At 72.0% G+C, this 25,269-nt stretch carries 25 protein-coding genes and 1 tRNA gene; 10 read left to right on the plus strand and 16 right to left on the minus strand.

From position 1 onward, the window contains the following. Window positions 1–4: 4 nt before the first annotated feature. Genes speB through ACFV3I_RS00360 form a run of 4 tightly spaced genes read right to left on the minus strand, consistent with a single transcriptional unit; the run spans window position 5 to window position 5,697 of the window. Window positions 5–952 (minus strand): agmatinase, encoded by a 948-nt coding sequence (gene speB / locus ACFV3I_RS00345; protein ID WP_136028715.1) that lies wholly within the window; start codon window positions 950–952, stop codon window positions 5–7. Window positions 953–985: 33 nt separating this feature from the next. Further along, complete coding sequence (locus ACFV3I_RS00350; protein WP_378822144.1) at window positions 986–2,602, minus strand: thiamine pyrophosphate-binding protein; 1,617 nt, start codon at window positions 2,600–2,602, stop codon at window positions 986–988. Between the two features lie 14 nt (window positions 2,603–2,616). Beyond that, window positions 2,617–4,305: an amidohydrolase gene (locus ACFV3I_RS00355; protein ID WP_136028717.1), complete on the minus strand. Its 1,689-nt coding sequence runs from the start codon at window positions 4,303–4,305 to the stop codon at window positions 2,617–2,619. Between the two features lie 48 nt (window positions 4,306–4,353). Continuing rightward, window positions 4,354–5,697: an MFS transporter gene (locus ACFV3I_RS00360; protein ID WP_136028718.1), complete on the minus strand. Its 1,344-nt coding sequence runs from the start codon at window positions 5,695–5,697 to the stop codon at window positions 4,354–4,356. 219 nt (window positions 5,698–5,916) lie between these two features. On the opposite strand from ACFV3I_RS00360, the gene ACFV3I_RS00365 reads away from it, so the two are divergent. Further along, entirely contained in the window at window positions 5,917–6,813 is an 897-nt protein-coding gene (locus tag ACFV3I_RS00365) for an Lrp/AsnC family transcriptional regulator (protein WP_136028719.1), read from the plus strand. A 54-nt stretch (window positions 6,814–6,867) separates the two neighbouring features. Here ACFV3I_RS00365 and ACFV3I_RS00370 read toward each other — a convergent pair whose 3' ends face one another. Then, the gene (locus ACFV3I_RS00370) at window positions 6,868–7,443 is read right to left on the minus strand and encodes an ATP-dependent endonuclease (protein ID WP_136036427.1); all 576 of its coding nucleotides are present in this window, start codon (window positions 7,441–7,443) and stop codon (window positions 6,868–6,870) included. A 108-nt stretch (window positions 7,444–7,551) separates the two neighbouring features. Here ACFV3I_RS00370 and ACFV3I_RS00375 point away from each other — a divergent pair, with 108 nt between their 5' ends. The 3 genes from ACFV3I_RS00375 (at window position 7,552) to ACFV3I_RS00385 (ending at window position 10,512) form a co-directional block, all read left to right on the plus strand. After that, complete coding sequence (locus tag ACFV3I_RS00375) at window positions 7,552–8,061, plus strand: DUF3253 domain-containing protein (RefSeq protein ID WP_378822145.1); 510 nt, start codon at window positions 7,552–7,554, stop codon at window positions 8,059–8,061. Between the two features lie 87 nt (window positions 8,062–8,148). Continuing rightward, entirely contained in the window at window positions 8,149–9,555 is a 1,407-nt protein-coding gene (locus ACFV3I_RS00380; protein WP_136044335.1) for an MFS transporter, read from the plus strand. Between the two features lie 39 nt (window positions 9,556–9,594). Continuing rightward, window positions 9,595–10,512 (plus strand): cation diffusion facilitator family transporter, encoded by a 918-nt coding sequence (locus tag ACFV3I_RS00385; protein ID WP_136028733.1) that lies wholly within the window; start codon window positions 9,595–9,597, stop codon window positions 10,510–10,512. Between the two features lie 96 nt (window positions 10,513–10,608). Here the strand turns inward: ACFV3I_RS00385 and ACFV3I_RS00390 are convergent, their stop codons facing one another. Continuing rightward, a complete protein-coding gene (locus ACFV3I_RS00390) occupies window positions 10,609–11,190 on the minus strand; it encodes a MarR family winged helix-turn-helix transcriptional regulator (RefSeq protein ID WP_378822146.1) in 582 nt (193 codons plus the stop codon). 142 nt (window positions 11,191–11,332) lie between these two features. On the opposite strand from ACFV3I_RS00390, the gene ACFV3I_RS00395 reads away from it, so the two are divergent. After that, window positions 11,333–12,004, plus strand: a complete 672-nt coding sequence (locus tag ACFV3I_RS00395) for a hypothetical protein (protein WP_378822147.1) — start codon at window positions 11,333–11,335, stop codon at window positions 12,002–12,004. Window positions 12,005–12,062: 58 nt separating this feature from the next. On the opposite strand, the gene ACFV3I_RS00400 is transcribed toward ACFV3I_RS00395, so the two are convergent. Beyond that, window positions 12,063–12,716 carry a TetR family transcriptional regulator C-terminal domain-containing protein gene (locus tag ACFV3I_RS00400; RefSeq protein WP_136036424.1) on the minus strand — a complete coding sequence of 218 codons (654 nt, stop codon included), beginning with the start codon at window positions 12,714–12,716 and terminating at the stop codon, window positions 12,063–12,065. 73 nt (window positions 12,717–12,789) lie between these two features. On the opposite strand from ACFV3I_RS00400, the gene ACFV3I_RS00405 reads away from it, so the two are divergent. After that, the gene (locus ACFV3I_RS00405) at window positions 12,790–13,851 is read left to right on the plus strand and encodes an alpha/beta fold hydrolase (protein ID WP_378822148.1); all 1,062 of its coding nucleotides are present in this window, start codon (window positions 12,790–12,792) and stop codon (window positions 13,849–13,851) included. Window positions 13,852–13,944: 93 nt separating this feature from the next. Here ACFV3I_RS00405 and ACFV3I_RS00410 read toward each other — a convergent pair whose 3' ends face one another. From ACFV3I_RS00410 to ACFV3I_RS00420, 3 genes are read right to left on the minus strand one after another with little or no spacing between them, the layout of a single operon-like run. After that, window positions 13,945–14,511 carry a hypothetical protein gene (locus ACFV3I_RS00410; RefSeq protein ID WP_247637933.1) on the minus strand — a complete coding sequence of 189 codons (567 nt, stop codon included), beginning with the start codon at window positions 14,509–14,511 and terminating at the stop codon, window positions 13,945–13,947. A gap of 1 nt (window position 14,512) precedes the next feature. Further along, complete coding sequence (dcd, locus tag ACFV3I_RS00415; RefSeq protein ID WP_136028727.1) at window positions 14,513–15,118, minus strand: dCTP deaminase; 606 nt, start codon at window positions 15,116–15,118, stop codon at window positions 14,513–14,515. 55 nt (window positions 15,119–15,173) lie between these two features. Continuing rightward, the gene (locus ACFV3I_RS00420; protein ID WP_247637934.1) at window positions 15,174–16,526 is read right to left on the minus strand and encodes an MFS transporter; all 1,353 of its coding nucleotides are present in this window, start codon (window positions 16,524–16,526) and stop codon (window positions 15,174–15,176) included. A gap of 85 nt (window positions 16,527–16,611) precedes the next feature. Between ACFV3I_RS00420 and ACFV3I_RS00425 the strand changes: the two genes are divergently transcribed. The 4 genes from ACFV3I_RS00425 to ACFV3I_RS00440 all read left to right on the plus strand — a co-directional run bounded on the left by ACFV3I_RS00425 (window position 16,612) and on the right by ACFV3I_RS00440 (window position 19,170). Next, window positions 16,612–16,989, plus strand: coding sequence for a helix-turn-helix domain-containing protein (locus ACFV3I_RS00425; RefSeq protein WP_136037273.1), 378 nt, complete (start codon window positions 16,612–16,614; stop codon window positions 16,987–16,989). A 72-nt stretch (window positions 16,990–17,061) separates the two neighbouring features. Beyond that, window positions 17,062–17,135 (plus strand) — tRNA-Gly (locus ACFV3I_RS00430). Between the two features lie 402 nt (window positions 17,136–17,537). After that, the gene (locus tag ACFV3I_RS00435) at window positions 17,538–18,731 is read left to right on the plus strand and encodes a M23 family metallopeptidase (RefSeq protein WP_378802971.1); all 1,194 of its coding nucleotides are present in this window, start codon (window positions 17,538–17,540) and stop codon (window positions 18,729–18,731) included. A 46-nt stretch (window positions 18,732–18,777) separates the two neighbouring features. Then, window positions 18,778–19,170 carry a hypothetical protein gene (locus tag ACFV3I_RS00440; RefSeq protein ID WP_136036557.1) on the plus strand — a complete coding sequence of 131 codons (393 nt, stop codon included), beginning with the start codon at window positions 18,778–18,780 and terminating at the stop codon, window positions 19,168–19,170. Window positions 19,171–19,182: 12 nt separating this feature from the next. Here ACFV3I_RS00440 and ACFV3I_RS00445 read toward each other — a convergent pair whose 3' ends face one another. The 6 genes from ACFV3I_RS00445 to ACFV3I_RS00470 are packed head-to-tail and all read right to left on the minus strand — an operon-like array spanning window position 19,183 to window position 25,097. Continuing rightward, window positions 19,183–19,812: a DUF1684 domain-containing protein gene (locus ACFV3I_RS00445; protein ID WP_378802972.1), complete on the minus strand. Its 630-nt coding sequence runs from the start codon at window positions 19,810–19,812 to the stop codon at window positions 19,183–19,185. 33 nt (window positions 19,813–19,845) lie between these two features. Next, window positions 19,846–20,730: an AraC family transcriptional regulator gene (locus ACFV3I_RS00450; protein WP_378802973.1), complete on the minus strand. Its 885-nt coding sequence runs from the start codon at window positions 20,728–20,730 to the stop codon at window positions 19,846–19,848. A gap of 45 nt (window positions 20,731–20,775) precedes the next feature. Continuing rightward, the gene (locus ACFV3I_RS00455; RefSeq protein ID WP_247637938.1) at window positions 20,776–21,942 is read right to left on the minus strand and encodes a Gfo/Idh/MocA family protein; all 1,167 of its coding nucleotides are present in this window, start codon (window positions 21,940–21,942) and stop codon (window positions 20,776–20,778) included. Further along, a complete protein-coding gene (locus tag ACFV3I_RS00460) occupies window positions 21,939–22,775 on the minus strand; it encodes a carbohydrate ABC transporter permease (protein WP_136036554.1) in 837 nt (278 codons plus the stop codon). Before ACFV3I_RS00460 ends, ACFV3I_RS00455 begins: the two co-directional genes overlap by 4 nt. Beyond that, entirely contained in the window at window positions 22,775–23,662 is an 888-nt protein-coding gene (locus ACFV3I_RS00465) for a carbohydrate ABC transporter permease (protein WP_136036553.1), read from the minus strand. Before ACFV3I_RS00465 ends, ACFV3I_RS00460 begins: the two co-directional genes overlap by 1 nt. 55 nt (window positions 23,663–23,717) lie before the next feature. Continuing rightward, complete coding sequence (locus ACFV3I_RS00470) at window positions 23,718–25,097, minus strand: ABC transporter substrate-binding protein (RefSeq protein ID WP_378802974.1); 1,380 nt, start codon at window positions 25,095–25,097, stop codon at window positions 23,718–23,720. Between the last annotated feature and the right edge of the window lie 172 nt (window positions 25,098–25,269).

A 25,269-nucleotide genomic window follows, 5' to 3' on the forward strand; every position in this document is an offset into this window, starting at 1 on the left:
CGTGTCAGGAGGCCAGGCGGGCGGCCAGCAGCGTCACGAGCTCGTACACCACGTGGCTCGCGGCGATCCCGGTCATCTGCGCGTGGTCGTAGGCGGGCGACACCTCCACGACGTCGGCGCCCACGATGTCGCGGTCGCGCAGCGCGCGGAGGATGCGCAGCAGCTCGCGGCTCGTGAGTCCTCCCGCCTCGGGGGTCCCGGTGCCGGGGGCGTGCGCGGGGTCGAGCACGTCGATGTCGATCGACACGTACAGCGGCTTGTCGCCGATGCGCGTGAGGATCCTGTCGATCGCGGCTTCGACGCCGTGCTCCTCGATGTACTCGCTCGACACGATCGAGAACCCCAGGCGCTCGTCGTCCTCCAGGTCCTGCTTGGAGTAGAGGGGGCCGCGCGTGCCCACGTGGCAGCTGGCGGTGAGGTCGATCAGCCCCTCCTCGCTCGCGCGGCGGAAGGGCGTGCCGTGCGTGATGGGCGCACCGAAGTAGGTGTCCCACGTGTCGAGGTGCGCGTCGAAGTGCAGCACCGCGACCGGCCCGTGCTTCGCGGCCACGGCGCGCAGCAGCGGCAGGGCCACGGTGTGGTCGCCGCCGATCGTCACGATGCGCTGCACCTGCTCGCCGAGCGCCGTCGCCGCGCGCTCGACCTCGGTCACGGCCTCGGTGAGGTCGAAGGGGTTCACGGGGATGTCGCCCGCGTCGACGACCTGCGCGAGCTGGAAGGGCGACACGTCCTGCGCCGGGTTGTACGGGCGCAGCAGACGCGACGACTCCCGCACGTGCGACGGACCGAACCGCGTGCCGGGGCGGTAGCTCACACCGGAGTCGAACGGGATGCCCACCACGGCGATGTCGGCGCGCGGCACGTCTTCGATGCGGGGCAGGCGGGCGAAGGTGGCGATGCCGGAGTACCGCGGGTTCACGGAGGCGTCGACGGGGCCGATGGTGTCGGTCATTTCTCGTTCCTGTTCGTTCGGGGTGTCGAGGGCTCAGAGGGCGTGCTGCGGCAGGTGCACGAGCTGCACGCCGCCCGCGGCGATGGCGGCGCGGATGCTCGGGGCGATGTCGTCGCGTCTCTCGACGCGACGCCCGGTCGCGCCGAACGCGGTGGCGAGCGCGGCCCAGTCGGGCTGCACCAGATCCACGCCGATCGGGGCCATGCCGCGGTCGACCTCGTTCTGGCGGATCTCGGCGTAGCCGCCGTTGTCGACGCACACGACCGTGAGGTCGAGGCGCTGCTCGACCGCGGTGACGAGCTCGTTCACGCAGAACATGAGCGCGCCGTCGCCGATCACCGTGACCACGGGGCGCTCGGTCTGCGCGACCGCGGCGCCGATCGCGGCCGGCAGCCCGTAGCCGAGCGTGGCATAGGTGGGCGTGTAGAGCAGGGAGTGCGGATGCTCCTGTCGCAGCACGCTGCCCAGCGCCGTGTACACGATCTGCGACGAGTCGCCCGCCACGATCGCGTCGTCGGGCAGTGCCGCGGCGATCACCTCCGCGAGCGCCACCGTCTCGGGGGCCGTGGCGCGGGACTCGTCCTCGATCGCGGCCCGTTCGGCCGACAGGTCGCGCGGCGTCGGGGCCGTGTCGGGCAGCAGCGGCAGCAGGGCATCGGTCACCGCGGCCGCGTCACCCGTGATCCCGACGGTCGCGGTGAGGTTCTTGTCGCGCTGCGCCGGGGAGATGTCGATGCGGATCACAGCGCCGCGGGCCTCGAGGCGCGGGGCCCACAGCTCCGCCTCCCCGAGCTTCGAGCCGACCACGAGCAGCACGTCCGCGGCCTCGGCGACGGCTCGCGCGGCGGCGAGGCGCAGGTTCGAGCCGAGCGACAGCGGGTGGCCCTCGTCGAGCACGCCCTTGCCGTTCAGGGTGGTGAGCACGGGGGCGCCCAGGCGCTCGGCGATCGCGGTCACCTGATGCACCGCGTCCACGGCTCCCCCGCCGGCGACGATCACCGGGGTGCGCGCGGCCGACAGCAGTCGCCCGGCCTCGGCGAGCGCGACCGGGTCACCGGCCACGCGCTCGGGCATCGGACGGGGCGCCCGGGCGGCGGCGGGCACGTCGGCCGGGGCCTCCAGCACGTCGAGCGGGATCTCGATGTGCACGGGGCGCGGGCGACCGGTGCGGAAGAGGTGGAAGGCGTCGTGCACGGCCTCCACTCCCTCGGCCGCCGTGGTCACCCGGCGCGACCACTCCGCGATCGCGCCGACCATGGCCGTGGCGTCCTTCGTCTCGTGCAGGGTGCCCACGTCGGCGAACTCCGCGCCGAGCGGCACCCCGGGCGACAGCACGATCAGCGGACGCGACTCGCAGAACGCGGTGCCGATCGCGCTCAGGGCGTTCTGCAGCCCGGGGCCCGACGTGGTGATCACGACGCCGGGGAGCCCGGTCTGCTGCGCCCAGCCGTCGGCGCCGTAGCCGGAGCCCTGCTCGTGCCGGTTGGTGACGGCGCGGATGCCGAGGTCGGCCAGGGGGCGGTACAGCTCCAGGTTGTGGGTGCCGGGGATGCCGAACACCGCCGTCACCCCGTAGCCGCGGATGGTCTCCAGCACCGCGCGGCCCGCCGTGTCGGCGTACGGGGCGGTGGGGTTCGCGTCGGCGCTCATGCTCGTATCCTCGTTCAGACGGCGGCCGTGGTGCGGGCGGCGACGTGGCGGCGCACGCCGTCGACCCAGGTCTCGCGCACCTCGATGGCCGCGATCTCCTCGGCGGGCACGGCCAGCGGGTCGTCCGAGAGCACCGCGAAGTCGGCGAGCTTGCCCACTTCCAGCGAGCCCAGGTCATCTTCCCGCCCGATCGACACGGCCCCCTCGATCGTGTGGGCGCGCAGAGCGGCGAGCGCGGAGATGCGCAGGTCGTCGGGCCCGAGTCGGTGGCCGCGGCGGGTGACGCGGGTGACCGCCGTCTGGATGGCCTCCAGCGGGATCGGCTCGGCGACCGGGGCGTCGGAGGAGATCGTCATGGGCACGCCCGCCCGCTCGAACTCGCCGAGCGGGTTGAACCGCTCGCCCGGGGTGCCGATGGCCTCCTCCACGCCCTCGCCCCAGTTGAAGTAGTGCTGGGTCTGGTTGACGGGACGGATGCCCGCGGTCGCCATGCGCGCGATCTGCTCGGGCGTGGGCAGGCCGCAGTGCTCGATGCGGTGCCGGGCGTCCGCATCTGGACGTTCGGCGAGCGCGGCCTCGATCGCCGACACGACCATCTCGATCGCCGTGGGCGACTGCGCGTGCGTCGCCGTCTGGAGCCCCGCGGCGTGCGCCTTGCGGATCAGCTCGGCGTAGTCGGCGGGCTCGTGGTACAGCTGGCCCGTGCGGCACGGGTCGCCCACGTAGCCGTCGGGGAAGTACGCGGTCCAGCCGCCGAGGGTGCCGTCGGCGTAGAACTTGATGCCGGCGAAGCTCAGGTGCGCGTTGCCGAACTGTCCGACGAGCCCCATCTCAAGCGCCTCGTCGAGCAGATGCGACAGCAGGTACATCGACACGCGCAGCTCCAGCCGCCCGGCCTCCGCGAGCCGCAGGTACATGTCGAACTCGCGGCGCGTGACCTGGCAGTCGCCGATCGAGGTGACACCGCCCGCAAGGAACCGCTGCGTCGCGGCGTCGAGCTGCCGCAGGTGCTCCTCCGGCTCATCGGCCAGGTGGAAGTTCGGGCCGTGGTGGCCGATCTTCACCCCGTGCACGCCCGTCAGGATGTTGCACGCCGCGTCGGACAGCTCCCCGGTGAGCTCGCCGTCGGCGTCGCGGAAGAACTCGCCGCCGTCCGGGTTCGGGGTGTCGCGGTCCACGCCGTTGATGTCGAGCGTGTACGAGTTCACGACGCCGCCGTGACCCGAGGCGTTCATGAGGTACACCTCCCGGTCGGACGCGACCTCGTCGAGCTCGAACCGGGTGGGGTGGCGCTTCTCGGCGAGGTTGCGCTGCTCGTAGCCGTAGCCGCGCACCGGGCGACCGGCGGGGAGCCCGGCCGCCGCGGCCTTCAGCAGGGCGACGATCTCGGGGATGCTGCCCGCCTTCTCCGGCCCGCAGTCCACCCACGTCATCATCTGCCCGAACATGAGCGGGTGCGCGTGCGCGTCGACGAACCCGGGCACCACGACCGCGTCGCCGAGCTCGACGCGCTCCGGGGTCAGCCCGGCCCTGGCCGCCACGTCCTCGCACTCCGCGACCGTGCCGAGGGCGACGATGCGCCCCCGGTCGGTGAGCATCGCGGTCGCGGTGGTGTCCGCCGCGTCCGCGGTGTGGATGGCGCGGGCGGTGACGAGGGCGGGGGCGGCCTGGGCCGAGCGGTCGAAGGGGGTGAGCTTGCGCATGAGGAGCCTGTTCGCGGTGGGGTCGTGCGGGTGGGGAGGCGGAGCCGATCAGGGCAGGCGGTTCGCCGTGGTGTCGGTCCGGGCGGTGAACGAGGCCGTGACCGGTGCCTCGTCGGAGTGCTGCGGCGCGAGGCGCGTGCAGATCCCGGCGATCACGGCCATGCCGACGAACATCGCGATCACCGACCAGACGCTGCCGGTCCAGGCGATCAGCTGCGTCGCGAACCAGGGCGAGAAGCCGGCCCAGATCGCGGCGCCCACGCCGTAGGAGAGGGCGATCGAGGTGTACCGCGCCTGCGGGCGGAACATCTGCGCGAGGATCGCGGCGATCGGGGCGTAGGTCGCGCTCATCGCGATGCGCACCAGCGAGGCGAGCAGGAAGATGAGCGGCTCGACCCGTCCCGGCATCACCAGCAGGAACGGCGCGAACGTCAGCACCGAGGTGATCAGGCCGATGTACATCACGTTCTTGCGGCCCCACTTGTCGCCGAGCCAGGCGACCGGCAGAGTGACCACGAACTCCACGAACGAGGCGATCGTCATGGCGTCGAGGATCACCTGCTCGCTGATCGCGATGGGCTCGCCGGTCGCGTAGGCGGTGGCGAAGGTCGTGGCCAGGTAGTAGCCGCCCGTGGAGATGGGCAGGATGCCGATGCCGAGCAGGATCGGCTTCCAGTTGACGCGCAGCGCGAAGGCGAGGGGCATGGACTGCTTGCGGCCCTCGATCTTCTCCTCGAAGACCGGCGACTCCTCCACGCGGTAGCGGACCCACAGGCCGACGGCGATCAGCACGATCGACAGCAGGAACGGGATGCGCCAGCCGCCGTCGATGATGAACGTGTCGCCGCCGCGGGCCATGATCGCGAAGATGCCCGAGGCGAGCAGCGCACCGGCGGGGTTGCCGAGCTGGGTGAAGCCGCCGTAGAACGTCTTCGACTTCTCCGGGGCGTGCTCGACGCTCATGAGCACGGCGCCACCCCACTCGCCACCGACCGCGAGGCCCTGGATGGCGCGCAGCAGGATCAGGAGGATCGGCGCGAGGATGCCGATGTTCTCGTAGGTGGGGAGGCAGCCGACGAGGACGGTCGCGGCGCCCATCAGCAGCAGTGTGATGACGAGCGAGACCCGGCGGCCGAGCTTGTCGCCGATGTGGCCGAAGACGATGCCGCCGAGGGGACGGACGAGGAAGGCGACCGCGAACGTCGCGAACGCCGCGGCGGTCTCGGCGAGGGGGTCGTCGCTCGGGAAGAACAGCGGGCCGAAGACGAGGGCGGCGGCCGTGGCGTAGACGTAGAAGTCGTACCACTCGATCGTGGTGCCGACGAAGGCGGCGATGCCGGCGCGGCGTGCGCGGCTGTGGACGCCGCTTCGGGGGGTGGGGGTGGTGGTCATGGACCCGCTCCTTCGCGGATGGTGTCGGATAGCGATCGATGCTAGGGACGCGACGACCCGGCGGCAAGGGCAGAACTCCAGCGAGAAAGGGGATTCACTGGACTTCTGGTCTCTTGGGCGCGCAAAGCGGGCCTTCCCGCCGGTCGCACACGGGGTTACGCTGAGGTTCTGCGCGCGTCGTCGTGCAGACCGGGGAAACTGACGGATCGGGACGCAGCCATGGATTTCGACGCCGAACTCATCCGCGCGCTCCAGGAGGACGGGCGCGCGAGCATCCGCGCCCTGGCCGAGCGGCTCGGGCAGTCCAGGGCCGCGGTGGCCGCACGACTGCGCACGCTGCTGGCCGACCGCACCGTGCGCGTGGTCGCCGCGGTGGACCCGGTCTTCCTCGGCCAGCACGTCCTGGCGCACGTGTCGATCCGCACCGACGGCGCCGTCGAGGTCGTGGCCGAGCACCTGCGCGACATGAGCGAGACCGTGCTCGTGTCGGCCGTCGGCGGCGCGCACGACATCGTGACCGAGGTGCGCGTCGGGTCGATGTCGGAACTGCACGACCTGCTCGCCCGCATCCGCGGCAGCGCGGGCGTGCTCGACATCAACACCATCATCTACTCGACCGTGATCAAGGGGTTCTTCGTGTCGGAGTACCACGGCGGGGTCACGCTCGACGCGATCGACGAAGCCCTCGTGGAGCACCTGCAGGCCGATGGCCGCATGAGCTTCCGCGCGCTCGGCGAAGAGGTGCGCCTCTCCCCCAGCGCCGTCGCGACCCGGGTGCAGCGGCTCATCGACGCGGGCGTCATCAAGATCAGCGCGGTCGAGGCACGCGGCCTCGCGCACCGGCAGCTGTCGATGGGCGTGGGCATGACCCTCGGCGACGACGACGAGGCCGTGATCGAGGAGCTGCGACGCGGTCGCGGTGTCGACTTCGCCGCCCGCACGCTCGGCCGCTTCGACGCGGTCGCGACACTCGTTGAGCCCTCGGCCGGCGCCCTGTACGCGAGCCTGGAGCGCCTGCGCGCGCTGCCCGGAGTGACCCGGATCGAGGCCTGGCTCCACCTCGCGGTGCTCAAGGAGGACTACGCCCGCACGCTCCGCCCGCTCCGCACGGAGTGAGCGCGAAGTCGCCCGGGTCGGGGGTCACGCGGCATGCACCGCGTCGAGCGCGGGTCAGGCGGCGGGGCGGACCGCGTCGAGCAGGGCCGACAGCGCGGGCGGCATCCGGTCGAGCGGGAGCAGGCCGACGATGTCCGCGGCGAACCGCGCCTTGCGGCCCGCGGCCGTCCCGGCGAAGCGATGCAGCTGATCCTCCACGACCCTGCCCCGCTGCGCCGGCTGCCCCTGGAACACGCGGAACCGCCCGAGCTCGCCCCGCGCCGCCAGCGCCTGCTCCACCAGCGGAACCCCGGCGGCACGGATCACCTCGTCTTCGAGGTCGCGCTCACAGCCGAAGAACCCCGCATCGGCGGGCACGCCCGTGGCGTCGATCGCGCCGTCGTCGCGCAGGACCCGGGTCACGTACGCGCCCTCCGCCGCGTCGTAGAGGCCGAGCACCCGCACGGCAGGCTCGACCGCGCGGAGGGCCGCGAGCCGGGAACGGAGGTTCGTGATGCCGTCGAGGTCGACCAGGTCGAGGTCGTCGAGCGTCTCGCCGAGGCGCTGCGCCGCGGCGAGGAACGCGAGCCGGTCGCTCGCCCCCTCGAACAGCACGACCGTGCCGCCCCCTCGCCCCGCACTCGCCGCCATCCCTCGACCCTACGCACCCGGTGTCCGTCGCGCTTCGACCGCACCCGACGCGGAGGGCCGCGCGTCAAGGGTCTGCCGTTGGAGGGCCCGCCGCGGCACACTGCCGACATGGAGCACCCCGACGAGCCGGACACAGCCACGGCACCGGAGCGCACGCCCGATGGCCACCACATCGTCGTGAACGGACGCCGGTGGCGGGCGACCGACCCGGCGATCCCCGACAAGCTGCGCCAGGAGCTGGTCGACGAGCTGATGGCCGCGCGGCGCGCCGTCAAGGCGGCGGAGCCCGAGGCGCGGCGCCGCGTGCACGATGCGAAGACCGCCCTCGGCGAACGCGGCGCCCCGTGGTGGGAGCAGCCGACGCCCGAGGAGTCCGCGGAGCGCATCGCGGCCGCCATCCGCACTCTCACCCGCAAGAGGGAGGGGTCGTCGATCTGCCCGAGCGACGTCGCCAGAGCCGTCGGCGGGGAGGCCTGGCGCAACCGGATGGACGAGGTGCGCCGCGTGACCGCCGCGCTCGCCGACCGGGACGAGGTCGTGGTGACCCAGAAGGGCGAGCCGGTCGACATCGCCTCCGCGCGCGGCCCGGTGCGCATCCGCCGCGGCCCCGCCCTCTGACCCGGGCGGAGTGGGTCGAGGCGGGGTGCCGCGCGGGACACGGCGCGCCGTCACCGGGCGTTCACCGGGCCCCGCCAGACTGCGAGCATGAGCGAACCCGAATCCCGCAGCGGCGCACCGGAGCCCGCAGCGACCGCGAACAGCGGAGCCGTCGCCGTGGTCGGCCTCGACCTGCGCGGCGAGACCCCCGCCCCGAAGAAGCAGGTGTACTCGTGGGCCCTGTGGGACTGGGCGACCCAGCCGTTCAACACGGTGATCCTCACGTTCGTGTTCACGGCGCTCTACCTCGTTAGCCCCTCGTTCCTGCCGCCCGAGGTCGCCGCGCTCGACGAGAACGACCCGGTACGGATCGCCGCGGAGGCCGACCTCGCGTCCGGCCTCGGTCTCGGCCTCACGGTCGCCGCCTTCGGCATCCTCCTGCTCGCCCCGGTGCTCGGTCAGCGGGCGGATGCCGCCGGACGCCAGAAGCTGTGGCTGGGCATCGGCACGGGCGCACTGATCCTCTGCATGTTCGGGCTGTGGTTCGTCGAGCCGGTCCCCGCCCTGTTCTGGGTGGGCGTGGCGCTGATCTCCGCCGGGTCGGTGTTCGGCGAGATCGCAGCGGTCAACTCCAACGCCATGCTGATCGGCATCGCGAACCCCAAGAACGTCGGACGCATCTCGGGCCTCGGCTGGGGCTTCGGGTACCTCGGCGGCATCATCGCGCTCGTGATCGTGGTGGTGCTCGACACCTTCGACTGGTTCGGGATGCCGACCGACAACGGACTCGCGTACCGCCTGATCGCGGTCGGCTGCGCGGTCTGGGCGATCGTGTTCGCCATCCCGATCTTCCTCAACGTGCCGGAACCGTCGCTCGGCCGCCCGGAGCGGAAGGTCGGCTTCTTCCGGTCGTACGTGCTGCTGGTGCAGGACGTCGTGGGGCTGTACCGCGACCCGGAGACCCGCTCGACCTTCTGGTACCTGCTCGCCAGCGCGGTGTTCCGCGACGGCCTGGGCGGGGTGTTCGCGTTCGGCGCGATCATCGGCACGGCCGTGTTCCGGTTCGGCACGCAGGACATCATCGTGTTCGGCATCGCGGCGAACCTCGTCGCGGGGGTGTCGACGATCCTGGCCGGACGACTCGACGACCGCCTCGGCCCGAAGCGCATCATCCTCGGCTCGATCGCGGCCATGATCGTCGCGGGGCTCGCGGTCTTCCTGCTGCGCGACGCCGGCGCGATCGTGTTCTGGGTGGGCGGACTCATCCTGTGCGCGTTCGTCGGACCGGCGCAGGCCGCCGCGCGGTCCTTCCTGGCCCGCGTCACCCCGGCCGGCCGCGAGGGCGAGATCTTCGGCCTGTACGCGACGACGGGACGGGCGGCGAGCTGGATGGCCTCCGCCGCCTGGACCGTGCTGATCGCCCTGACCGCGCAGACGGCGTTCGGCATCCTCGGCATCGTGATCGTGCTGATCGCCGGGTTCCTCCTGCTGCTGCCGGTGAAGGCTCCGCGCTAGGACGCGACCGCCCCGCGGGGCAGGAGTAGCGTGACCGGGGTGACCGTGCTGCTCGCCTTCCTCGCCAACGTGCTCGTCGCGATCGCGAAGACGGTGGCCGCGGTCATCACCTCGTCCGCGTCGATGGTCGCCGAGGCCGCGCACTCCTGGGCGGACGCGGGCAACGAGGTGTTCCTGCTGATCGCCGACCGGCGCGGCGCGAAGACCAAAGACGCGCGGCATCCGCTCGGCTACGGCCGCAACGCCTTCGTGTGGTCGCTGATCGCCGCGTTCGGCATCTTCACCGCGGGCTCGATCGTGTCGATCATGCACGGCATCCAGGAGCTGTCCGACACCGGGCCGGTGGAGAGCCCGGTCGTCGCCTACGTCGTCCTCGGTATCGCGTTCGTGCTCGAGGGGGCCTCATTCACGCAGGCGATGATCCGCTCCCGCCGCCTGGCGCGCGAGCGCGGCAGCTCCACATGGGACTTCGTGCTGGAGACGAGCGACACGACCCTCCGCGCCGTGTTCTTCGAGGACTCAGCGGCCCTCGTCGGCCTGGTCCTCGCGGGCGGCTCGATCCTGCTGCACCAGCTCACCGGCGTGGCCGCCTGGGACGCGATCGGCTCGATCCTGGTGGGCGTGCTGCTCGGGGTGGTCGCGGTGATCCTGATCGGACGCAACATCGCATTCCTCGTCGGCACGAGCGTCTCCCCCACCCTGCGCTCGCGGGTCGGCACGGCTCTGCTGGGGCTGGACGACATCGAACGGGTGACCTACCTGCACATCGAGTACGTGGGGCCGAACCGGCTGTTCCTCGTGGCCGAGGTCGACCTGTCGGGCGACGCGCGCGAGCACGACGTGGCGCGTCGGCTGCGCGAGGTGGAGCGGCGGATCGAGGCGCACGACGCGATCGAGGCGGTCGTGCTGTCCCTCTCGGTGGACGACGAGCCCTCGCTCGACTTCGCGCGCGCCTGAGTCGCGGAGCGAGACCCGCGGAGCGAGACCCGCGGAGCGAGGTCGGAGGCGCGAGGCCGGCGGAGCGAGACCGGCGGAGCAGGAATCGTCGCGGCGTCAGCGCGGCCAGTTGTCGGCGAGCTTGGTGAGCAGACGCGCGAGTTCGGTGCGCTCGTCGTCGGTGAAGGGCACGAGCGCCTGGGTGAGCAGCTCCCTCCTCTCCCCGCGCAGACCACGCGCGAGCCGGCGGCCCTCGTCGGTCAGCGCGATCCGGGTGCGGCGCGCGTCGTCCGGGTCGGCCTCACGACGCACGAAGCCGCCCTGCACGCCCTGCTGCACGAGGCGCGACGCGCGGGGCTGATCCACGCCGATCGCCTGGCCGAGCGCGCTCACGCTCAGCGGTTCGGGCGCCGAGGCCAGCGCCTCGAGCATCCGCATGCGGGCGGGGCCGCCGAGGCGTCCGGAGGGGTCGGCCATCCACGGCGGCATCCCGGGGTGCCCGCGGTGATGGCCGAAGTGCTCGTGGGCACCGTCGGCGTGCGGGCCGTCGTGACCTCCGCCGGGCCAGCCGTGGGGTCCGCCGCGTCCGCGCGGTCCGTGCTCGCGCTGACCGGGCCGACGCCCGCGGAGACGAGACAGCGCCTGGGCGATCGCCTCGGCGGGGTCGTGCGGTTCGGAGTCGCGGGAACGGGTGGCCATACCTCGATTTTACATGCGACTTGACATGCTTTAGATCTGCATGTCACACTACATGTACATGCCGGATCACATGGATATGTCACCTGACATCCACCGGCCACCACCGCGGCCCACCAGCCGCCCCTGAACAGAGGACAACCCCATGAACACCACCACAGACACCACAGAGACTCCGCAGCCGCCGCGCCCCTTCGGCTACTGGCTCAAGGCCGTCGACCGCCTCATGGCGGCCGAGTTCGCCGCCGCGTTCGACGACGAGGGCATCACCCGGCGCGACTGGCGCCTGCTCAACGTCGTCGACGGCTCGGTCGAGCGCGAACGCCCGCTCCGTGCGCACAAGCTGCGCCGCCTGATCGACCGCGGGTGGGTCGTCACCGACGGCGAGGGCTGGTCCCTCACCGACGACGGCCGCGCCGCGAAGGAGCGCCTCGGCGCCCTGGTCGACGACATCCGCGCCAAGGTCGTCGACGCCGTCCCCACGGACGACCTCGCCACGACGCTCGCATCGCTCGAGGCCATCGCCCGCGCGTTCGGGTGGGAGGAGGGCACGCCCCTCCCCCGCACGCACCGCGGCCCGCGGGGCCACCGGCACGGTCACGGTTTCCGCGCCCCGTTCGGCCACCACGGCTTCGGTCGCCACGGCTTCTACGGGCACGACGACGGCTACGACGTCCGCCACGGCCACGGCCACAGCCACGACGGCCACGCGATGCCGGAGGGGCCGTGCGGTCACGGCCACCCGGGTGAGCGCCGCGCACGTCACGCGTTCGAGCGCGGCTACGATGCCGGGTTCCGCCGCGGTCGCGCCGCCTGACCGCCGCACCACAGGGCGCCTTCCCGTCTGGGAAGGCGCCCTGTCGCGCGCCGGGGCTCTACATCTCGAGGTCGAGGAGCGCCACGGCGTCGTCGGGGGCGCCGACAGCACGGAGGCGTCCGCGCATCGCCGCCGCGGCGAGGGCATAGGGCCGTTCGTCGTCGAGGAGCAGCGAGCGCGAGTTGGCTTCCTCGTTCAGCGCGACGAGTTCGAACGCCAGCACGTCCACGTCGTCGACCGCGATCTCTCCGACCGCGATGGCGTGACGCAGCTGGGCCTCGATGTATCCGTGCCAGTCGGTCAGGGCCGCGCGCACGGCGTCGGTCACCGGCCCGGTCTTGGAGTCGACGTCGGCGGACGTCGCGGCGAAGAAGCAGCCTCCGGTGAACACGCGGTCCTTCGAATAGAGCAGCGAGTGGCGCAGCAGCGCCGCGAGGCGTCGCACGCCGCGGGGCTCGGCACGGGCGGGCTCGACGATCCGTGCGAGGAAGATCTCCCTGGCGGCTTCGATCGTGGCGAGCTGCAACCCCTCTTTGCTGCGGAAGAGCGTGGCGATGCTGCTCTTGCTCGATCCGGACGCCGCAGCGAGCCGACCGATCGTCAGGCCGTCGAGACCCTCGACCGACGCCAGGTTCGTGGCGCTGTGGAGCACGACGCGGCGGGAGGCATCACCCCGTACCCGTCGGCCGTCCAGGATCGGGCTCTCGGACATCCCCCTAGTATACGAACGATCGTTCGCCTAGTATACGTATGATCGTTCGTATTGTTCCGGCGAAGGAGTCACGATGCCGTCCCTGCCCGTTCTGCTCGCCCGCACCGTCCCCCTGCTCGCCCGCGTCTCGCCACGGCTGGCGGGCGCCGTGGCGCTCCGCCTGTTCTTCACCACCGGGCCCCGCATGCGCGTGCGCCCCGCCGATGCGCCGACCCACAGCGACGCCCGCCGCGGCACCGTCACGGTGCGCGGCATCGAGGTCACCACGTACGAGTGGGGTCGCGGGCCGCGCACCGTGCTGCTCCTGCACGGCTGGCGCGGCCGGGCGTCGCAGTTCGCGCCGCTCGTGCGCGAGCTGGTGGCCGAGGGGTTCCGCGTGCTCGCCTTCGACGGGCCGGCACACGGATCGTCCGGCGGCCGCGCGACCGACGTGCGCGACTGGGTGACGGTCGCCGAGCGACTGCAGGCCGAGCACGGCCCGTTCGAGGCGCTGATCGGTCACTCCTTCGGCGCGCTGGGCGCCCTCACCGCCGCCCGCACGACCGTGCCGGTGCCCGCGGTGGCCGTGCTCGCCGGTGCCGCGGCGCCCGAGGCCTTCCTCGCCCAGTTCGCCAGCGACCTGCGCCTCGACGAGCCCACCGCGCAGAACCTCCGCGAGCGGTTCCACCGCCGCCTCGCGATCGACGAGGCCACGGCGGCCGAGCGCTTCGACGCCGGACGCCACCCGTTGCCCGACGGCACCGCGCTGCTCGTGGTGCACGACCGCGGCGACCGCCGCCTGCCCGACCGTGACGCCCTGTGCCTGCACGCCGCGCACCCCGGCCGCTCGCGGATGCTGCGCACGGTGGGCCTCGGTCACACGAAGGTGCTCTCGGCCGACCCCACCCTCGACGCGGTCGTGGCTCTCCTCACGGGCGGGCTGCCCGCGGTCGACGCCCTCGGCACCGCCACGGCAGCGACGCCGCCGACGCGGTCGCACGTGGCCGATGACGCAGAACCCGCGCACGCCCCGGGCCCCACGGCGCAGTCCACGCACGCCGCACATCCCACCCCCGGGTCAGCTCACGCCGCACACCCGACCTCCGAGCCGTCGCACGCCGCACACTCGACCGCGGAGTCCGCCGCCCGCGCCTGAGTCCAGGCCCTCGACCGACACCGCGGGCGACCGCACGCAGACCGGGACACCGATCCGATGGCGCCGGAGTGCGGCGAGCCCGAAGATCCGGCGTCAGACCCGCAGCGGAGTCAGCGCGGCCGCCGCGTCGGCGAGGGTCGGGAACCCGGCATTCACCAGGACCACGAGCGCGACCACGGCGGCGACGAGCAGCAGGAACAGGAACACGAAGATGAGGCCGGCGAGCACGCGGTAGCTGCCGCCCTCCGGCACCTCCGGAGCGAGCGACGGCTGCGACCAGTCGTCGGCCGCCGCAGCGGGCGGCTCCCCCTCGAGGATCGCGGGCGTCGGGCGCTCGCGCTCCGAGCGGCGCGTGGGCGGCGGAGGCGGCGGGAGCACGGCGTTCGCGGGCGGGATGTCGGCGGGCGGCGGGTCGAGCAGGCCGTCCGGGATCGGGGTCTCCGGCGGGGCCGGGGGGATCACGTCGTCGGCCGGGCGGATCGCCGCGGACTCCGTCGGGACGGCCGCACCGGCGGCACCCGGGTCATCCGGGGCCACCGGCTCGTCCGGGGCCGCGGGCTCATGAGGCAGCAGGGGCTCGGGCGGCACCGGGCCGTCCGCGGCCACAGGTCCACCCGGGGTTCCGGGCTCCTCCGGGGTCCGCCCGTCGCCGTCGCTCATGTCAGCCTCCGATCGCTCCCACATCGGTCACGCCCACGTCGGTGCGGTGGAAGTTCTGGAACGACCGCGACGCGGTGGGCCCGCGCTGCCCCTGGTACCGGTTGCCGTAGGGGCCGGAGCCGTAGGGGTTCTCGGCGGGCGAGGTGAGCCGGAAGAAGCACAGCTGCCCGATCTTCATCCCCGGCCACAGCTTGATCGGCAGGGTCGCGACGTTCGCCAGCTCCAGCGTCACATGACCCGTGAACCCGGGGTCGATGAACCCGGCCGTGGAGTGCGTGATCAGGCCGAGGCGCCCGAGCGAGGACTTGCCCTCGAGACGCGCGGCGATGTCGTCCGGCAGCGTCACCTGCTCGAACGTCGCCCCGAGCGCGAACTCGCCGGGGTGGAGGATGAACGGCTCGTCGGGATCGACCTCGATGAGCCGGGTGAGCTCGGGCTGATCCACCGACGGATCGATGAAGGGGTACTTGTGGTTGTCGAAGAGGCGGAAGTAGCGGTCCAGGCGCACGTCGATGCTGGACGGCTGGATCATCTCCGGCTCGTGCGGAGCCAGGCCGACACGGCCCGACGCGAGTTCTGCCCTGATGTCGCGATCGCTGAGAAGCACGGCCTCAGCCTAGTCACCGCACGGGTCGCGCCTCACGCGACCTGCGGCATCCGCGTCACAGGGCCGGGGCACTGCGACGCGAGAGCAACGGGAGCAGCGCGGCCGCCGTCACGGTCACCGCCGCCGCGACCACCGCCACCGGGAAGCCGCCCGTCACGAGCACGGCCGCGATCGTGCCGAACACCGCGATGCCGAGTCCGCCGCCCAGGGCGAAGCCCACCTCCTGCACCGCCCCGACCTGTCCCGCCTGATCCTCGGTCGTCACCTCGAACAGCGTCGCGGCGGCGAGGGTCCCCGCGATGCCGAACCCGAGCCCGACCAGCACGAGGGGCAGCGCCACGATGCCGGGGTCGAACGCGAGCCACACGAGCCCGAGCGCCTGCAGCAGCAGCACCAGCACGGTGAGTGCGTTCGCCGACAGCCAGCGCAGCGCGAGCGGCGCCAGCACCCCGCCGATCGCGATCGCCGCGGCCTGCGGCAGCAGCGCGATGCCCGCCTCGGCGGCACTCTGTCCCCGCGCATCCTGCAGGTGCAGGCTCACCAGGAGCACCGACGCCGACGACGCCCCGCTGCTGACGATGATGCGCACGATCGCCGGGCTGAATCCCGGCACCCGGAACAGCGCCAGGTCGAGCAGCGGGAGGGGCAGCCGACGCTGCCGCCGCACGAAGAACACGAGGCTGGCGACCGACACGACCGCGGCCACCGCGGCCGACACGGGAGCGGCCAGCACCTCGTGCAGCGCGAAAACGAGGGCGCCGAGCGCGACGATCGACGACAGGATGCTCGGCACGTCCCACGACGGCGGCTGCGTGCTGCGCGAGTCCGGCACGAGCCACAGGGCGAGCAGGGCGGCGGCCACCGCGAGCGGCACACTGCCCAGCAGCAACCATCGCCAGCCGGGCCCCTCCGCGAGGAGCCCGCCGAGCACGGGTCCGAGGGCGCTGCCCGTGCCGAAGGTGGCAGTCCAGAGCCCGTACGCGAGCACGCGCTCCCTCGCCTGGAAGGTCGCACCGATCGTGGCCACGACACCCGCGACCACGAAGGCCTCCGCAACGCCGAGCAGAGCCCGGATCACGATGAGCAGCAGGCCACTGGTGGCGACGCCGCCGATGCCGTTGAGCACCGCGAATCCGACGAGCCCGATCACGACGATGGTCTTGCGCCCGAACGCGTCGCCGATCCGCGCCGCCAGGATCAGCGTCGCCGCGAGCGACAGCGCGTAGACGTCGACGAGCCAGAGACCCTCGGTGTCAGTCAGCGCGAGGTCGTCGCGGATCGCGGGCAGCGCCGTGGACACGCTGCTGATGGCGAGGGCGCCGATGAGCACGCCGAGCAGGAGCGGCACCATCGCCATCCAGAGCCGGAGAGAGGAGCGGACGGGGACGACGACGGGGCTGGTGGTCACGGACTCAGTCTGTAAAGTACAGGCAAAGGCCACAAGTACCGACATTGTCGTTACGTACTTACCGTTTGGATACTGTGGAGGCACGATGCGCGAGAAGACGGCCAGGATCGTCCGCGAGTGGACCGAGACCTGCGACGCGGAGGTTTCGATCGCCGTGCTCGGCGGCGCGTGGAAGCCGAGCATCCTGTCGCTGCTCGCCGAGCACGGCGTGCTGCGCTTCGGTGAGCTCGGGCGCCTGCTGCAGGACCCCACGTCGCGCGTGCTCACCCGGCAGCTGCGCGAGCTGGAGGCGGACGGCCTGATCACCCGCACGGTCTACCGCGAGGTCCCGCCCAAGGTGGAGTACCGGCTGAGCGAGCTGGGTGCGACCGCGACCCCGCTCGTCGACGCGCTCACGCGGTGGGGCACGATGTACGCGGGGCAGCAGCGCGACACCCCCGCGACGGCGGACGCCACGGCCTGACGCCGCGGTTCACGCTTTGGCCATCGCCCCGGAGACGGGTAGGCTTGCCCTCACCTGCTCTCGGGCGGGTTCGGGGCTGTAGTTCAATGGTAGAACTTCTGCTTCCCAAGCAGACAGCGCGGGTTCGATTCCCGTCAGCCCCTCCACCACCCTTCGCACGATCGGCACCGGCACGGTGTCGCCCTCCGGTGCGATCTCGTCGATGCCACTCTGATGCTCCGCGACGACTCCGCCCTCGTCCACGGGCCCAGGCGGCGCAACGACATCGGGAGCCTGCGCAGCAGGAATTCCGGCACGGAGGATTTGACGCCTCCCCGAACGGCAACGTAGGTTACGGGACGGTAACGGTCCTCCCGAAGGGGCCGTGACCCGAGATCATCTGCTCGCGGAAGGACCCCGTCACGACTGCTCTGCCCTCCGGACGTTCGCTCGAGAACGCCCCGCTCGACCCCGCAGCATCCGCGATCGACCCCCGGCCCCTGCTGCGCCGCGACCGACGTCGCACGTCCGCTCCGACCCCGCCGGAGGAGCCGACCCCCGCGGCGACCGTGACGCCGACCCCGTCCCCGCCCGCCACTCGGGCCGCCATCCGCTCCCGGGCCCTCCGTCCCGAGCCGCAGGGTGCACCGACCGTTGCCACCGCCGCCGCGCGGACCGTTGCTGCCGCAGACCCCACCCGCGCCGCAGCAGCGACTCCGGTCGCCGCCGGAGCAGAGCCGACCCTCGCCGCAGCCGACGCGCCCGCCTCCCCCGCAGAGACTTCCGTCGCCAGCGAGCCGACCACCGCCGCCGAGCCGACCGCTACCACCGAGCCTGCCATCGCCGCCGAGCCGACCGCCGCCGCCGCCGCCGCCGCCGAGCCTGACACGACCGCCGAGCCTGACACGGCCGCCGAGCCTGACACCACCGCCGAGCCTGACACCACCGCCGAGCCGACCACCCCCGCACCGACCGGATCCCGCACCGCCCGCACCCCACGGATCCCGCGGGTCTCGCGGCGTCCGCGGCGGACGGACCGCCCGCGGGGCCGGGGCGCATCGAAGATCAAGGCGCTCGGTGCCGTCCTCGCCGTCGGCGTCATGGTCACCGGGGCCGCCCTTCCGGTGCTCGCCCCCGGGGGCGACCACGCCGTGGCGACCGTCGCCGGTGCGGCAGCGCTGAAGGACGCCGCCCAGTCGTACACGGCCACCGATGCCATCCGCGCCACCATCTCCGCGCGCGGCTCCTTCGCGGCGACCACGCCGGAGGAGATCAAGGAGACCCACGCCCGCGCGGCCGCAGCCGCCATCGCCGCGGGCATGCCGCTCAGCAGCGCGATGGACATCCCGATCGCCGACCGGGTCGTGATGCCGATGGCCGATGGCTCGTACTCGTTCACCGATGGCTTCGGGGCCGCCCGACCGGGCCGGTCGCATCTGGGTCAGGACTTCGCCGCCGGCATCGGCACCCCCATCAACGCCGCCATGAAGGGCTGCGTCTCGCGCTCCACGGAGAGCTATCAGGGCTACGGCGTCACGATCCAGGTCGAGAGCATCGTGAACGGCCAGGCGGTCAGCACCGTGTACTCGCACATGAAGAACGGCACGCGCGCCGTCGAGGTCGGTGACTGCGTCGAGGCCGGCCAGTACCTCGGCGACGTCGGCTCGACCGGCTACGTGTTCGGCTCGTGCCTGCACTTCGAGGTGCACATCAACACGGTCGCGATCGACCCGCTGCCGTGGCTCAGGGACAACGTGAGCTGACCGCGGCGCGCACGCTCCCGCGGTCCGGCGTCCCTACGATGGGATCATGCCGCCCGTCGACACCCTCGCCCTCGTCGGCGAGGTGCTGTCCTGGATCGGGCTCGGCGTGGGGGTGCCGCTGCTGCTGATCGCCCTGCTCATGCGGCTGGCCGAGGGCCCGTGGCTCCCGGTCGACATCGCGATCATCGAGCGCGACGGCGCCACGATCGCCCGGTGGTTCGCGGGCGGCGACTTCCACGAGCGACCACTGCGCCACGGCGAATCCTCGACCGCGGACGACGGCTTCACCACGGGCGTCGTCAGCAGCCACAACCCCGCCAGGGCACGGGTGGGCGAACCGCCGCACGCCCGGCGCGTCGTGCGCACGCTCGGGATCGTGTTCACCGCGGTCGGGGTGCTCGGGCTGATCGGCTCGTTCGTGCCGCTGTTCCTCGGCTGACGCGGGCGCGGTCTATGCCCCGTCGTACCGCTCCCCCACCGGAACGGCCACGGGCAGCACGTTCCCCGGAGGTGCGAGCGGGCAGGCCCACGCCGGGTCGTACGCGCACGAGGGGTTGTACGCGAAGTTGAAGTCGAGCACGATCGTGCCGCGCGCGGCATCCCCGCCCAGGTCGGCACCCTTGATCGTGTCGAGCAGGTAGCGCCCACCGCCGTACGTGCCGCCCGGATGCCCGGCTGATGCATCGCGCACAGGCACGAACAGCCCGCCGCCGTACGAGCGCAGCCGCCACACGTCGAGGGTTCCGGCGTCGGGGACCTCGACCACACCGACGCGCTCGAACGGCACCAGGCCGTCGGTACCCGTCGCGAACTCGAACGCCGCCGGCTCCGCCTCCAGGATCGGCAGTGCGAACCGCCACTGCGGGTCGTACGGCGCGATCGGCAGCCCCTCGAACAGCACCCGATCCTCCGGCAGCAGCGGGGTGGCCAGGTGGTGCAGCATGAGCTCATCGCGTTCGATGCGCCACAGCTCGTGCGCCTCCTCCGGGGAGTCCGCGCGGCGCACGGCCTCGTACAGGGCGAACACCCGCCGCCGCCAGTCGACCACGTCCACCGCCGCACGGGCGCTCGAGCTCGTCATCACCCCAGGCTAGTTCGCCTCGCGCGGGCGGGATCAGGTCTGCGCGGTCAGGCGGCGATACTCGGTCGGGGTGACCCGCAGCACCTCGCGGAAACTGCGGGAGAAGTAGTTGGCGTCGGGCAGGCCGACGTCTTCCGCGACGCGCGCGATGGGGTCGTCGCCGAACGCGAGCCGCCGCGCGGCGATCGAGATGCGCGCCTCGCGCAGGAACGCGACGATCGTCTTCCCCGTCTGCTCCTTGAACGTGCGGCGCAGCGTGGACTCGCTCATGTGGGCCAGCGCGCACAGGGTCGCGACGTCGGGCGTGCGGCGCACGTCCAGCAGCAGGTGGTCGACCACGCGGGCGATGCGCGGATCCCTGGCGCGGACGGGCGCCCGCACCCCGCGGCGACGCGACGGGGGCGCGACCGTCACGCCCCGGTCGGCCATCAGCTCCGCCGTGGTGCCGAGCACGACGGCCAGGTGACCCGAGGCGAGCAGCGCCCGGCCCGCGGACGCCCCCTCCCACGCGTCGATCACGGCGTCGAAGTTCGCGCGCACGACGGGGTGCGCCCCCGCGTCCGACACCGCCGGCACCGCGATGCCGACCGCGACGCTGCCCTGCGCGTCGAGCGAGGCGGAGAACCGGATCGAGCCGAACGCGAAGTCCGACGACGTGGCACGGCAGCTCAGCACGGCACCCTCGTGGATGAACACCAGGTCACCGGCGGACACGCTGTGCCGCGCCCCGTCGAACGCGATCTCCCCCGTGCCGGAGTGGACCAGCCGCAGGATCGAGTACGGCAGCTCCGACGGCGGGAACGTCCAGGGAGCGGGGAAACGGAACGCCTCGGCGTGCAGCACGCTGAGCCGGATCGCTCCCACCGTCACCCTTTCCGCGGCAGCCGCTCCGAGCGACGACCAGGCCGACTCCGTCACGCCGCCGACCCCACCTCGATGTCGCGATCGTATCGGGCCGGCAGGTCACGCGTGCGCACGGGCGCCCTCCAGGATCTCGGCGATGCGCACCTTGCGGTCCTGGGCGAGCGACAGCGTGAGGGCGTCGGCGGTGGCGATCGACGACCGCGCCGCGGAGCCGTCGGTGAGCGCGGCGAACTCGGGCTCCGGTGCGGCACCGGTGAGCAGCCCGTGGAAGTATGCGGTCTCCTCCTCGACGATGCCGCTCAACCACAGCGGCGGCGTGGTCTCCGGGTTGCCGTACATGATGCCGCCGTCGGTCGAGCTGGAGGCGTAGATCGCCGTGCGCTGTGCGTCCTCCTCCTCGCTGCGGTGCAGCAGGAAGCGCTCCTCCCGGCCGGAGTGCCGCACCGTCACACCCGTGTCGGTCATGTCGATGCGGGCGGCGCCGAGCGTGCCCTGCACCAGCAGGTAGTGCTCGGGCCAGCGGAACGCGGAGCCGTACTCCAGCGTGGCGAACGCGCCGCCGGGGAACTCGAGCGTGATGAGGAGCAGATCGTCCTCGTCGCCGAACTGCTCGCCGCGGTGCGCCACGTTGCCGCCCACCATGGTCGCCGTCTCGGGGACGCCCAGGAGGAACTGCACCACGTCGAGCTCGTGGATGTGGTGGTAGAGGTGTCCGCCCGACAGCTCGCGCCGCTTCTTCCACGAGATGGACGGCTGCGGCTCCTCCCACCCGTTGCGCGCGGCGCGGCAGTACACGATGTCCCCCAGCACCCCGTCGGCGACGAGCCGCTTGACCCGGCGCACGCCGTTCATGAAGTTCATCACGTGGCCCGACATGAGCAGCACGCCGGCCGCGTCCGCCGCGTCGACCATCGCCGAGCAGTCCTCGAACGACAGCGCCATCGGCTTCTCGCAGAAGATCGGCTTGCCGGCCTCCGCCGCCGCGACCACGGCCTCGCGGTGCGCCCAGTTCGGCGACGCGACGATCACCGCGTCCACGTCGTCGCTGCGGCACAGCTCCTCGATGCTCGCGGTGGCGACCGCGCCGAACGCCCGCACGGCCCCGGCGGCGTTCTCCGGGTCGAAGACGCGGGTGATCGAGGCGCCCGGGAGGCGGTCGAAGCCACGGCCGAGCGCGAGCCCGAAGTAGCCGGAGCCGACCAGGCCGTAGCGCACCTCCTCGCGGGGCTCGGGGCGGGCGGTGGACGATGCGACGGATGTGTTCATTTGACGGACCCCTCCGAGAGCCCGGCGGCGATGTGGCGTTGGATGACGAGGAAGAAGACGACGGACGGCACGACCACGACCACGGACGCCGCGAGCATGGCGCCCCAGTCGAGCACCTCGGAGCCGCTGAGGGAGTACAGGGCGACCGTGATGGGCATGCGGTCGCTGCTGTTGATGAACAGCAGCGCGAACAGGAACTCGTTGAACGAGTTGATGAACGTGTAGATCGCGGTGGCGACGATGCCGGGCGCGACGATGGGCGTGGCGATGGTCGCGAACACGCGGAACCTTCCGGCACCGTCGACCTGCGCGGCCTCCTCGATCTCGACCGGGACGGTCTGGTAGAACGCGGTCAGCATCCACACCGCGTACGGGATCGAGAAGGAGAGGTAGGCGAGCACGAGCCCGGCATACGTGTTGATCAGGCCGAGCGAGATCATGATCAGCGTGTACGGCACCGCCAGCAGGATCGGCGGGAACATGTAGGTGCTGATGAGGATCTGCGTGAGCTTCTGCCCGACGCGCGGGAAGAAGCGCACGATGCCGTAGGCGCACGTCGAGCTCACCGCGATCGTGACGACGGTGGTCGACAGGGCGATGAACAGGCTGTTGCCGAGGTTGTTCAGGATGCCCAGGTCGAACAGCACGCGGGTGTAGTGGTCGATCGTGAACGAGTCGGGCCAGAAGCCGATCGGGTCGGTGGCCAGCTCCCCCGAGCTCTTGAAGCTCGATGTGATGATCCACACGAGCGGGAACACCGACACGACCGCGAGCACGGTGAGGAACAGATAGGCGGGGGCGGCGGACAGGCGCCGCAGGGTTCTCGTCGACATCAGGCGTCCTTCCGGTCCCAGCGGTTGAGCAGTCGGAAGGCCAGGCCTCCGAGGAGCAGCAGGAACACGAGCAGCAGCACGGTGATGGCGGAGGCGACGCCGAGCTGCTGCAGCCCCCAGCCGGTGCGGTACGCGAAGATCGGCAGGGTCTCGGTGAGCCCGGCGGGGCCGCCGCCGGTGAGCAGGAACAGCAGCTCGAAGTTGTTGAACACCCAGATGCTGCGGAGGATCACGAGCAGTCCGACCACCTTCTTCACGTGCGGGAGGGTGATGAACGCGAACCGCTGCCAGGCGTTCGCGCCGTCGACGGTGGCGGCCTCGAACTGCTCCGCCGGCACGGTCTTGAGCGCCGCGAGGATGTTCACCATGAACAGGGGCGCCCCGAACCAGATGTTGATGGCGAGCACGGTCAGCATCACCGCGTCGGGGTTGGACAGGAAGCTCACGTTCTGCGCGGTGAGGCCGAGCCGCGTGAGCAGGTTGGGCAGGAAGCCGTACACGTCGTTGAGGATCCAGCGCCAGCCGAACGCGATCACGATGGCCGGGAACGCCCACGGGATGATCAGCAGCGTGCGGAACAGGCCGGTGAGGTGGCGGATGCGGTTGAGGGCGATCGCGGCGACGAACCCCACGAGGAGTTGCCCGGCGATCGACGCGACGGTCCACAGCAACGACACCCGGAAGGCGTTCCAGAACTGCTCGCTCTGCAGCACGGCGACGAAGTTGTCGATGCCGACGAAGTCGACGGCGGGGCGCAGCAGGTGGCGGTTGGTGAAGCTGTAGACGACGCTCGACACCACCGGGTAGAAGAGCAGCAGGACGACGATCAGCAGCGACGGCGCGACGAACAGCACGCCGGTGAGATGGACGGTGCGGCGGGAGCGCATGATCACGGAGGACCCGGGGTCCGGTCGCGCGGGGCGACCGGACCCGGGGCGGGGCTCAGAACGAAACACCGGACGAGACGAACAGCTGGTTGAGCTGATCCTCCGCCGCCTTCGCCGCGGTCTCGACGTCGGTGCCGTTGAGGACGATGTCCTGCAGCATCTTCTCGATGACGGCCTGGCTGGTGAGGATGCCGGACTGCACGAGCGGACCCGTCTCCATGCCGATGGCGGTCCCGGCCGGCACGGCCTCGCTGATCACGGCGACGCTGTCGGCGTGCCGCTGCAGGGTCTCGTCGTCGAGGTAGCCCTCGTTCTCCGCGATGTCCTGCAGGGACGGCAGCATGCCGCCCGGCACCGAGTGGAGGAAGTCGATGTAGTCCTCGTCGCGGTAGAGGAACTCCAGGAACGCCTTCGCCTCCTCCTGCACGTCGCTCTTCTCCCAGACGACGGTGGCGATGTTGGAGGTCTCTCCGCCGTACACCTCGTCACCGGCCTTCAGGCGCGGCAGGGGGGCGGCCTTGATCACCGACTCCAGCTGCGGCGAGGTGCCGACGACGCCGGAGATCTGGAACCCGGAGTTGAAGTCGAAGGCGGTCTTGCCCTGGTAGAACAGCGTCGCCTGGTCGAGCACGTTGTAGTTGACGCTGCCCTCCGGCGAGGTCTTCTCGTACATGTCGACCCAGTACTCGATGCCGTCGATGGCCGCGTCGGAGGTGAGGTTGGCGCGGCCGTCCTCGTTCAGCAGGCTCTCGCCCGCCGACTGCAGGTAGAAGTTGAGGAAGCGCGTGCCCATCAGGTCGTTCGTGCCCATCGGGACCGCGAGCCCGTACTGGTCGGGACCGGTGGTGAGCGCGACGGCCGCCTCCTTCAGCTCGTCCCAGGTCTCCGGGACGTCGAGGCCGGCCGCTTCGAGCAGGTCGGCGCGGTACCACATGACCTGGGCGTGCGAGTAGATCGGCAGCGAGTAGGAGACACCGTCGAGGGTGCCTTCGCCGAGCGCCGCCTCGGTGAACCGGTCGCGCCCGATCGCGTCGATCACGTCGTCGACCGGGGCGAGAGCGCCCACGTCGATCATCTGCACGACCTGGTTGGGCTGGGCGGTCGACAGGTCGGGCACCTGCCCGGCGGCGAGGCCGGTGGTCCACTTGGTCTGGAACTCGCCCCAGCTGAAGGTCTCGATGGTGATGTCGACGTCGGGGTGCTCGGCCTCGAACTCCTCGGCCATCCGCTCCATGTACTCGGCGCGCGGGCCCTGCGTGAAGCTGTGCCAGAAGACCACGTCGCCGCTGAGCTCGCCGTCTCCTGCTGATGTATCGGAGTCGGGGCTCGTGCCGGCGCAGGAGGCGAGAGTCATGACGCTCACCGCGGTGGCCGCGGCGAGGGTCATGGTGCGCAGGCGGGCGCGCGTTCCCTTATCGGGGTAGGGGAAAGCCATGAGGAACTCCTTTGTTGCTGGTGCATAGCTCGGACACTCCGACGCTAGATATCAGACGTCAGACAAGTCAATCCGAGCGCACGGAGATCGCTCGATCACGGCGGGTGGTGACCGTTCTGTGCTAGCACCAGACGGTCACCCTGGCGCGTCCTGGGGTCGGCCTCCCGGCCGG

The sequence above is a fragment of the Microbacterium sp. NPDC059771 genome (genome assembly GCF_042732495.1).
Classification (GTDB): Bacteria; Actinomycetota; Actinomycetes; order Actinomycetales; family Microbacteriaceae; genus Microbacterium; species Microbacterium sufflavum.

Coding starts and splice junctions, on each gene's coding strand:
- speB (WP_136028715.1), bottom strand. CDS start 952: ATGACCGACACCATCGGCCCCGTCGACGCCTCCGTGAACCCGCGGTAC.
- ACFV3I_RS00350 (WP_378822144.1), bottom strand. CDS start 2,602: ATGAGCGCCGACGCGAACCCCACCGCCCCGTACGCCGACACGGCGGGC.
- ACFV3I_RS00355 (WP_136028717.1), bottom strand. CDS start 4,305: ATGCGCAAGCTCACCCCCTTCGACCGCTCGGCCCAGGCCGCCCCCGCC.
- ACFV3I_RS00360 (WP_136028718.1), bottom strand. CDS start 5,697: ATGACCACCACCCCCACCCCCCGAAGCGGCGTCCACAGCCGCGCACGC.
- ACFV3I_RS00365 (WP_136028719.1), top strand. CDS start 5,917: ATGGATTTCGACGCCGAACTCATCCGCGCGCTCCAGGAGGACGGGCGC.
- ACFV3I_RS00370 (WP_136036427.1), bottom strand. CDS start 7,443: ATGGCGGCGAGTGCGGGGCGAGGGGGCGGCACGGTCGTGCTGTTCGAG.
- ACFV3I_RS00375 (WP_378822145.1), top strand. CDS start 7,552: ATGGAGCACCCCGACGAGCCGGACACAGCCACGGCACCGGAGCGCACG.
- ACFV3I_RS00380 (WP_136044335.1), top strand. CDS start 8,149: ATGAGCGAACCCGAATCCCGCAGCGGCGCACCGGAGCCCGCAGCGACC.
- ACFV3I_RS00390 (WP_378822146.1), bottom strand. CDS start 11,190: ATGGCCACCCGTTCCCGCGACTCCGAACCGCACGACCCCGCCGAGGCG.
- ACFV3I_RS00395 (WP_378822147.1), top strand. CDS start 11,333: ATGAACACCACCACAGACACCACAGAGACTCCGCAGCCGCCGCGCCCC.
- ACFV3I_RS00400 (WP_136036424.1), bottom strand. CDS start 12,716: ATGTCCGAGAGCCCGATCCTGGACGGCCGACGGGTACGGGGTGATGCC.
- ACFV3I_RS00405 (WP_378822148.1), top strand. CDS start 12,790: ATGCCGTCCCTGCCCGTTCTGCTCGCCCGCACCGTCCCCCTGCTCGCC.
- ACFV3I_RS00410 (WP_247637933.1), bottom strand. CDS start 14,511: ATGAGCGACGGCGACGGGCGGACCCCGGAGGAGCCCGGAACCCCGGGT.
- ACFV3I_RS00425 (WP_136037273.1), top strand. CDS start 16,612: ATGCGCGAGAAGACGGCCAGGATCGTCCGCGAGTGGACCGAGACCTGC.
- ACFV3I_RS00440 (WP_136036557.1), top strand. CDS start 18,778: ATGCCGCCCGTCGACACCCTCGCCCTCGTCGGCGAGGTGCTGTCCTGG.
- ACFV3I_RS00445 (WP_378802972.1), bottom strand. CDS start 19,812: ATGACGAGCTCGAGCGCCCGTGCGGCGGTGGACGTGGTCGACTGGCGG.
- ACFV3I_RS00455 (WP_247637938.1), bottom strand. CDS start 21,942: ATGAACACATCCGTCGCATCGTCCACCGCCCGCCCCGAGCCCCGCGAG.
- ACFV3I_RS00460 (WP_136036554.1), bottom strand. CDS start 22,775: ATGTCGACGAGAACCCTGCGGCGCCTGTCCGCCGCCCCCGCCTATCTG.
- ACFV3I_RS00465 (WP_136036553.1), bottom strand. CDS start 23,662: ATGCGCTCCCGCCGCACCGTCCATCTCACCGGCGTGCTGTTCGTCGCG.
- ACFV3I_RS00470 (WP_378802974.1), bottom strand. CDS start 25,097: ATGGCTTTCCCCTACCCCGATAAGGGAACGCGCGCCCGCCTGCGCACC.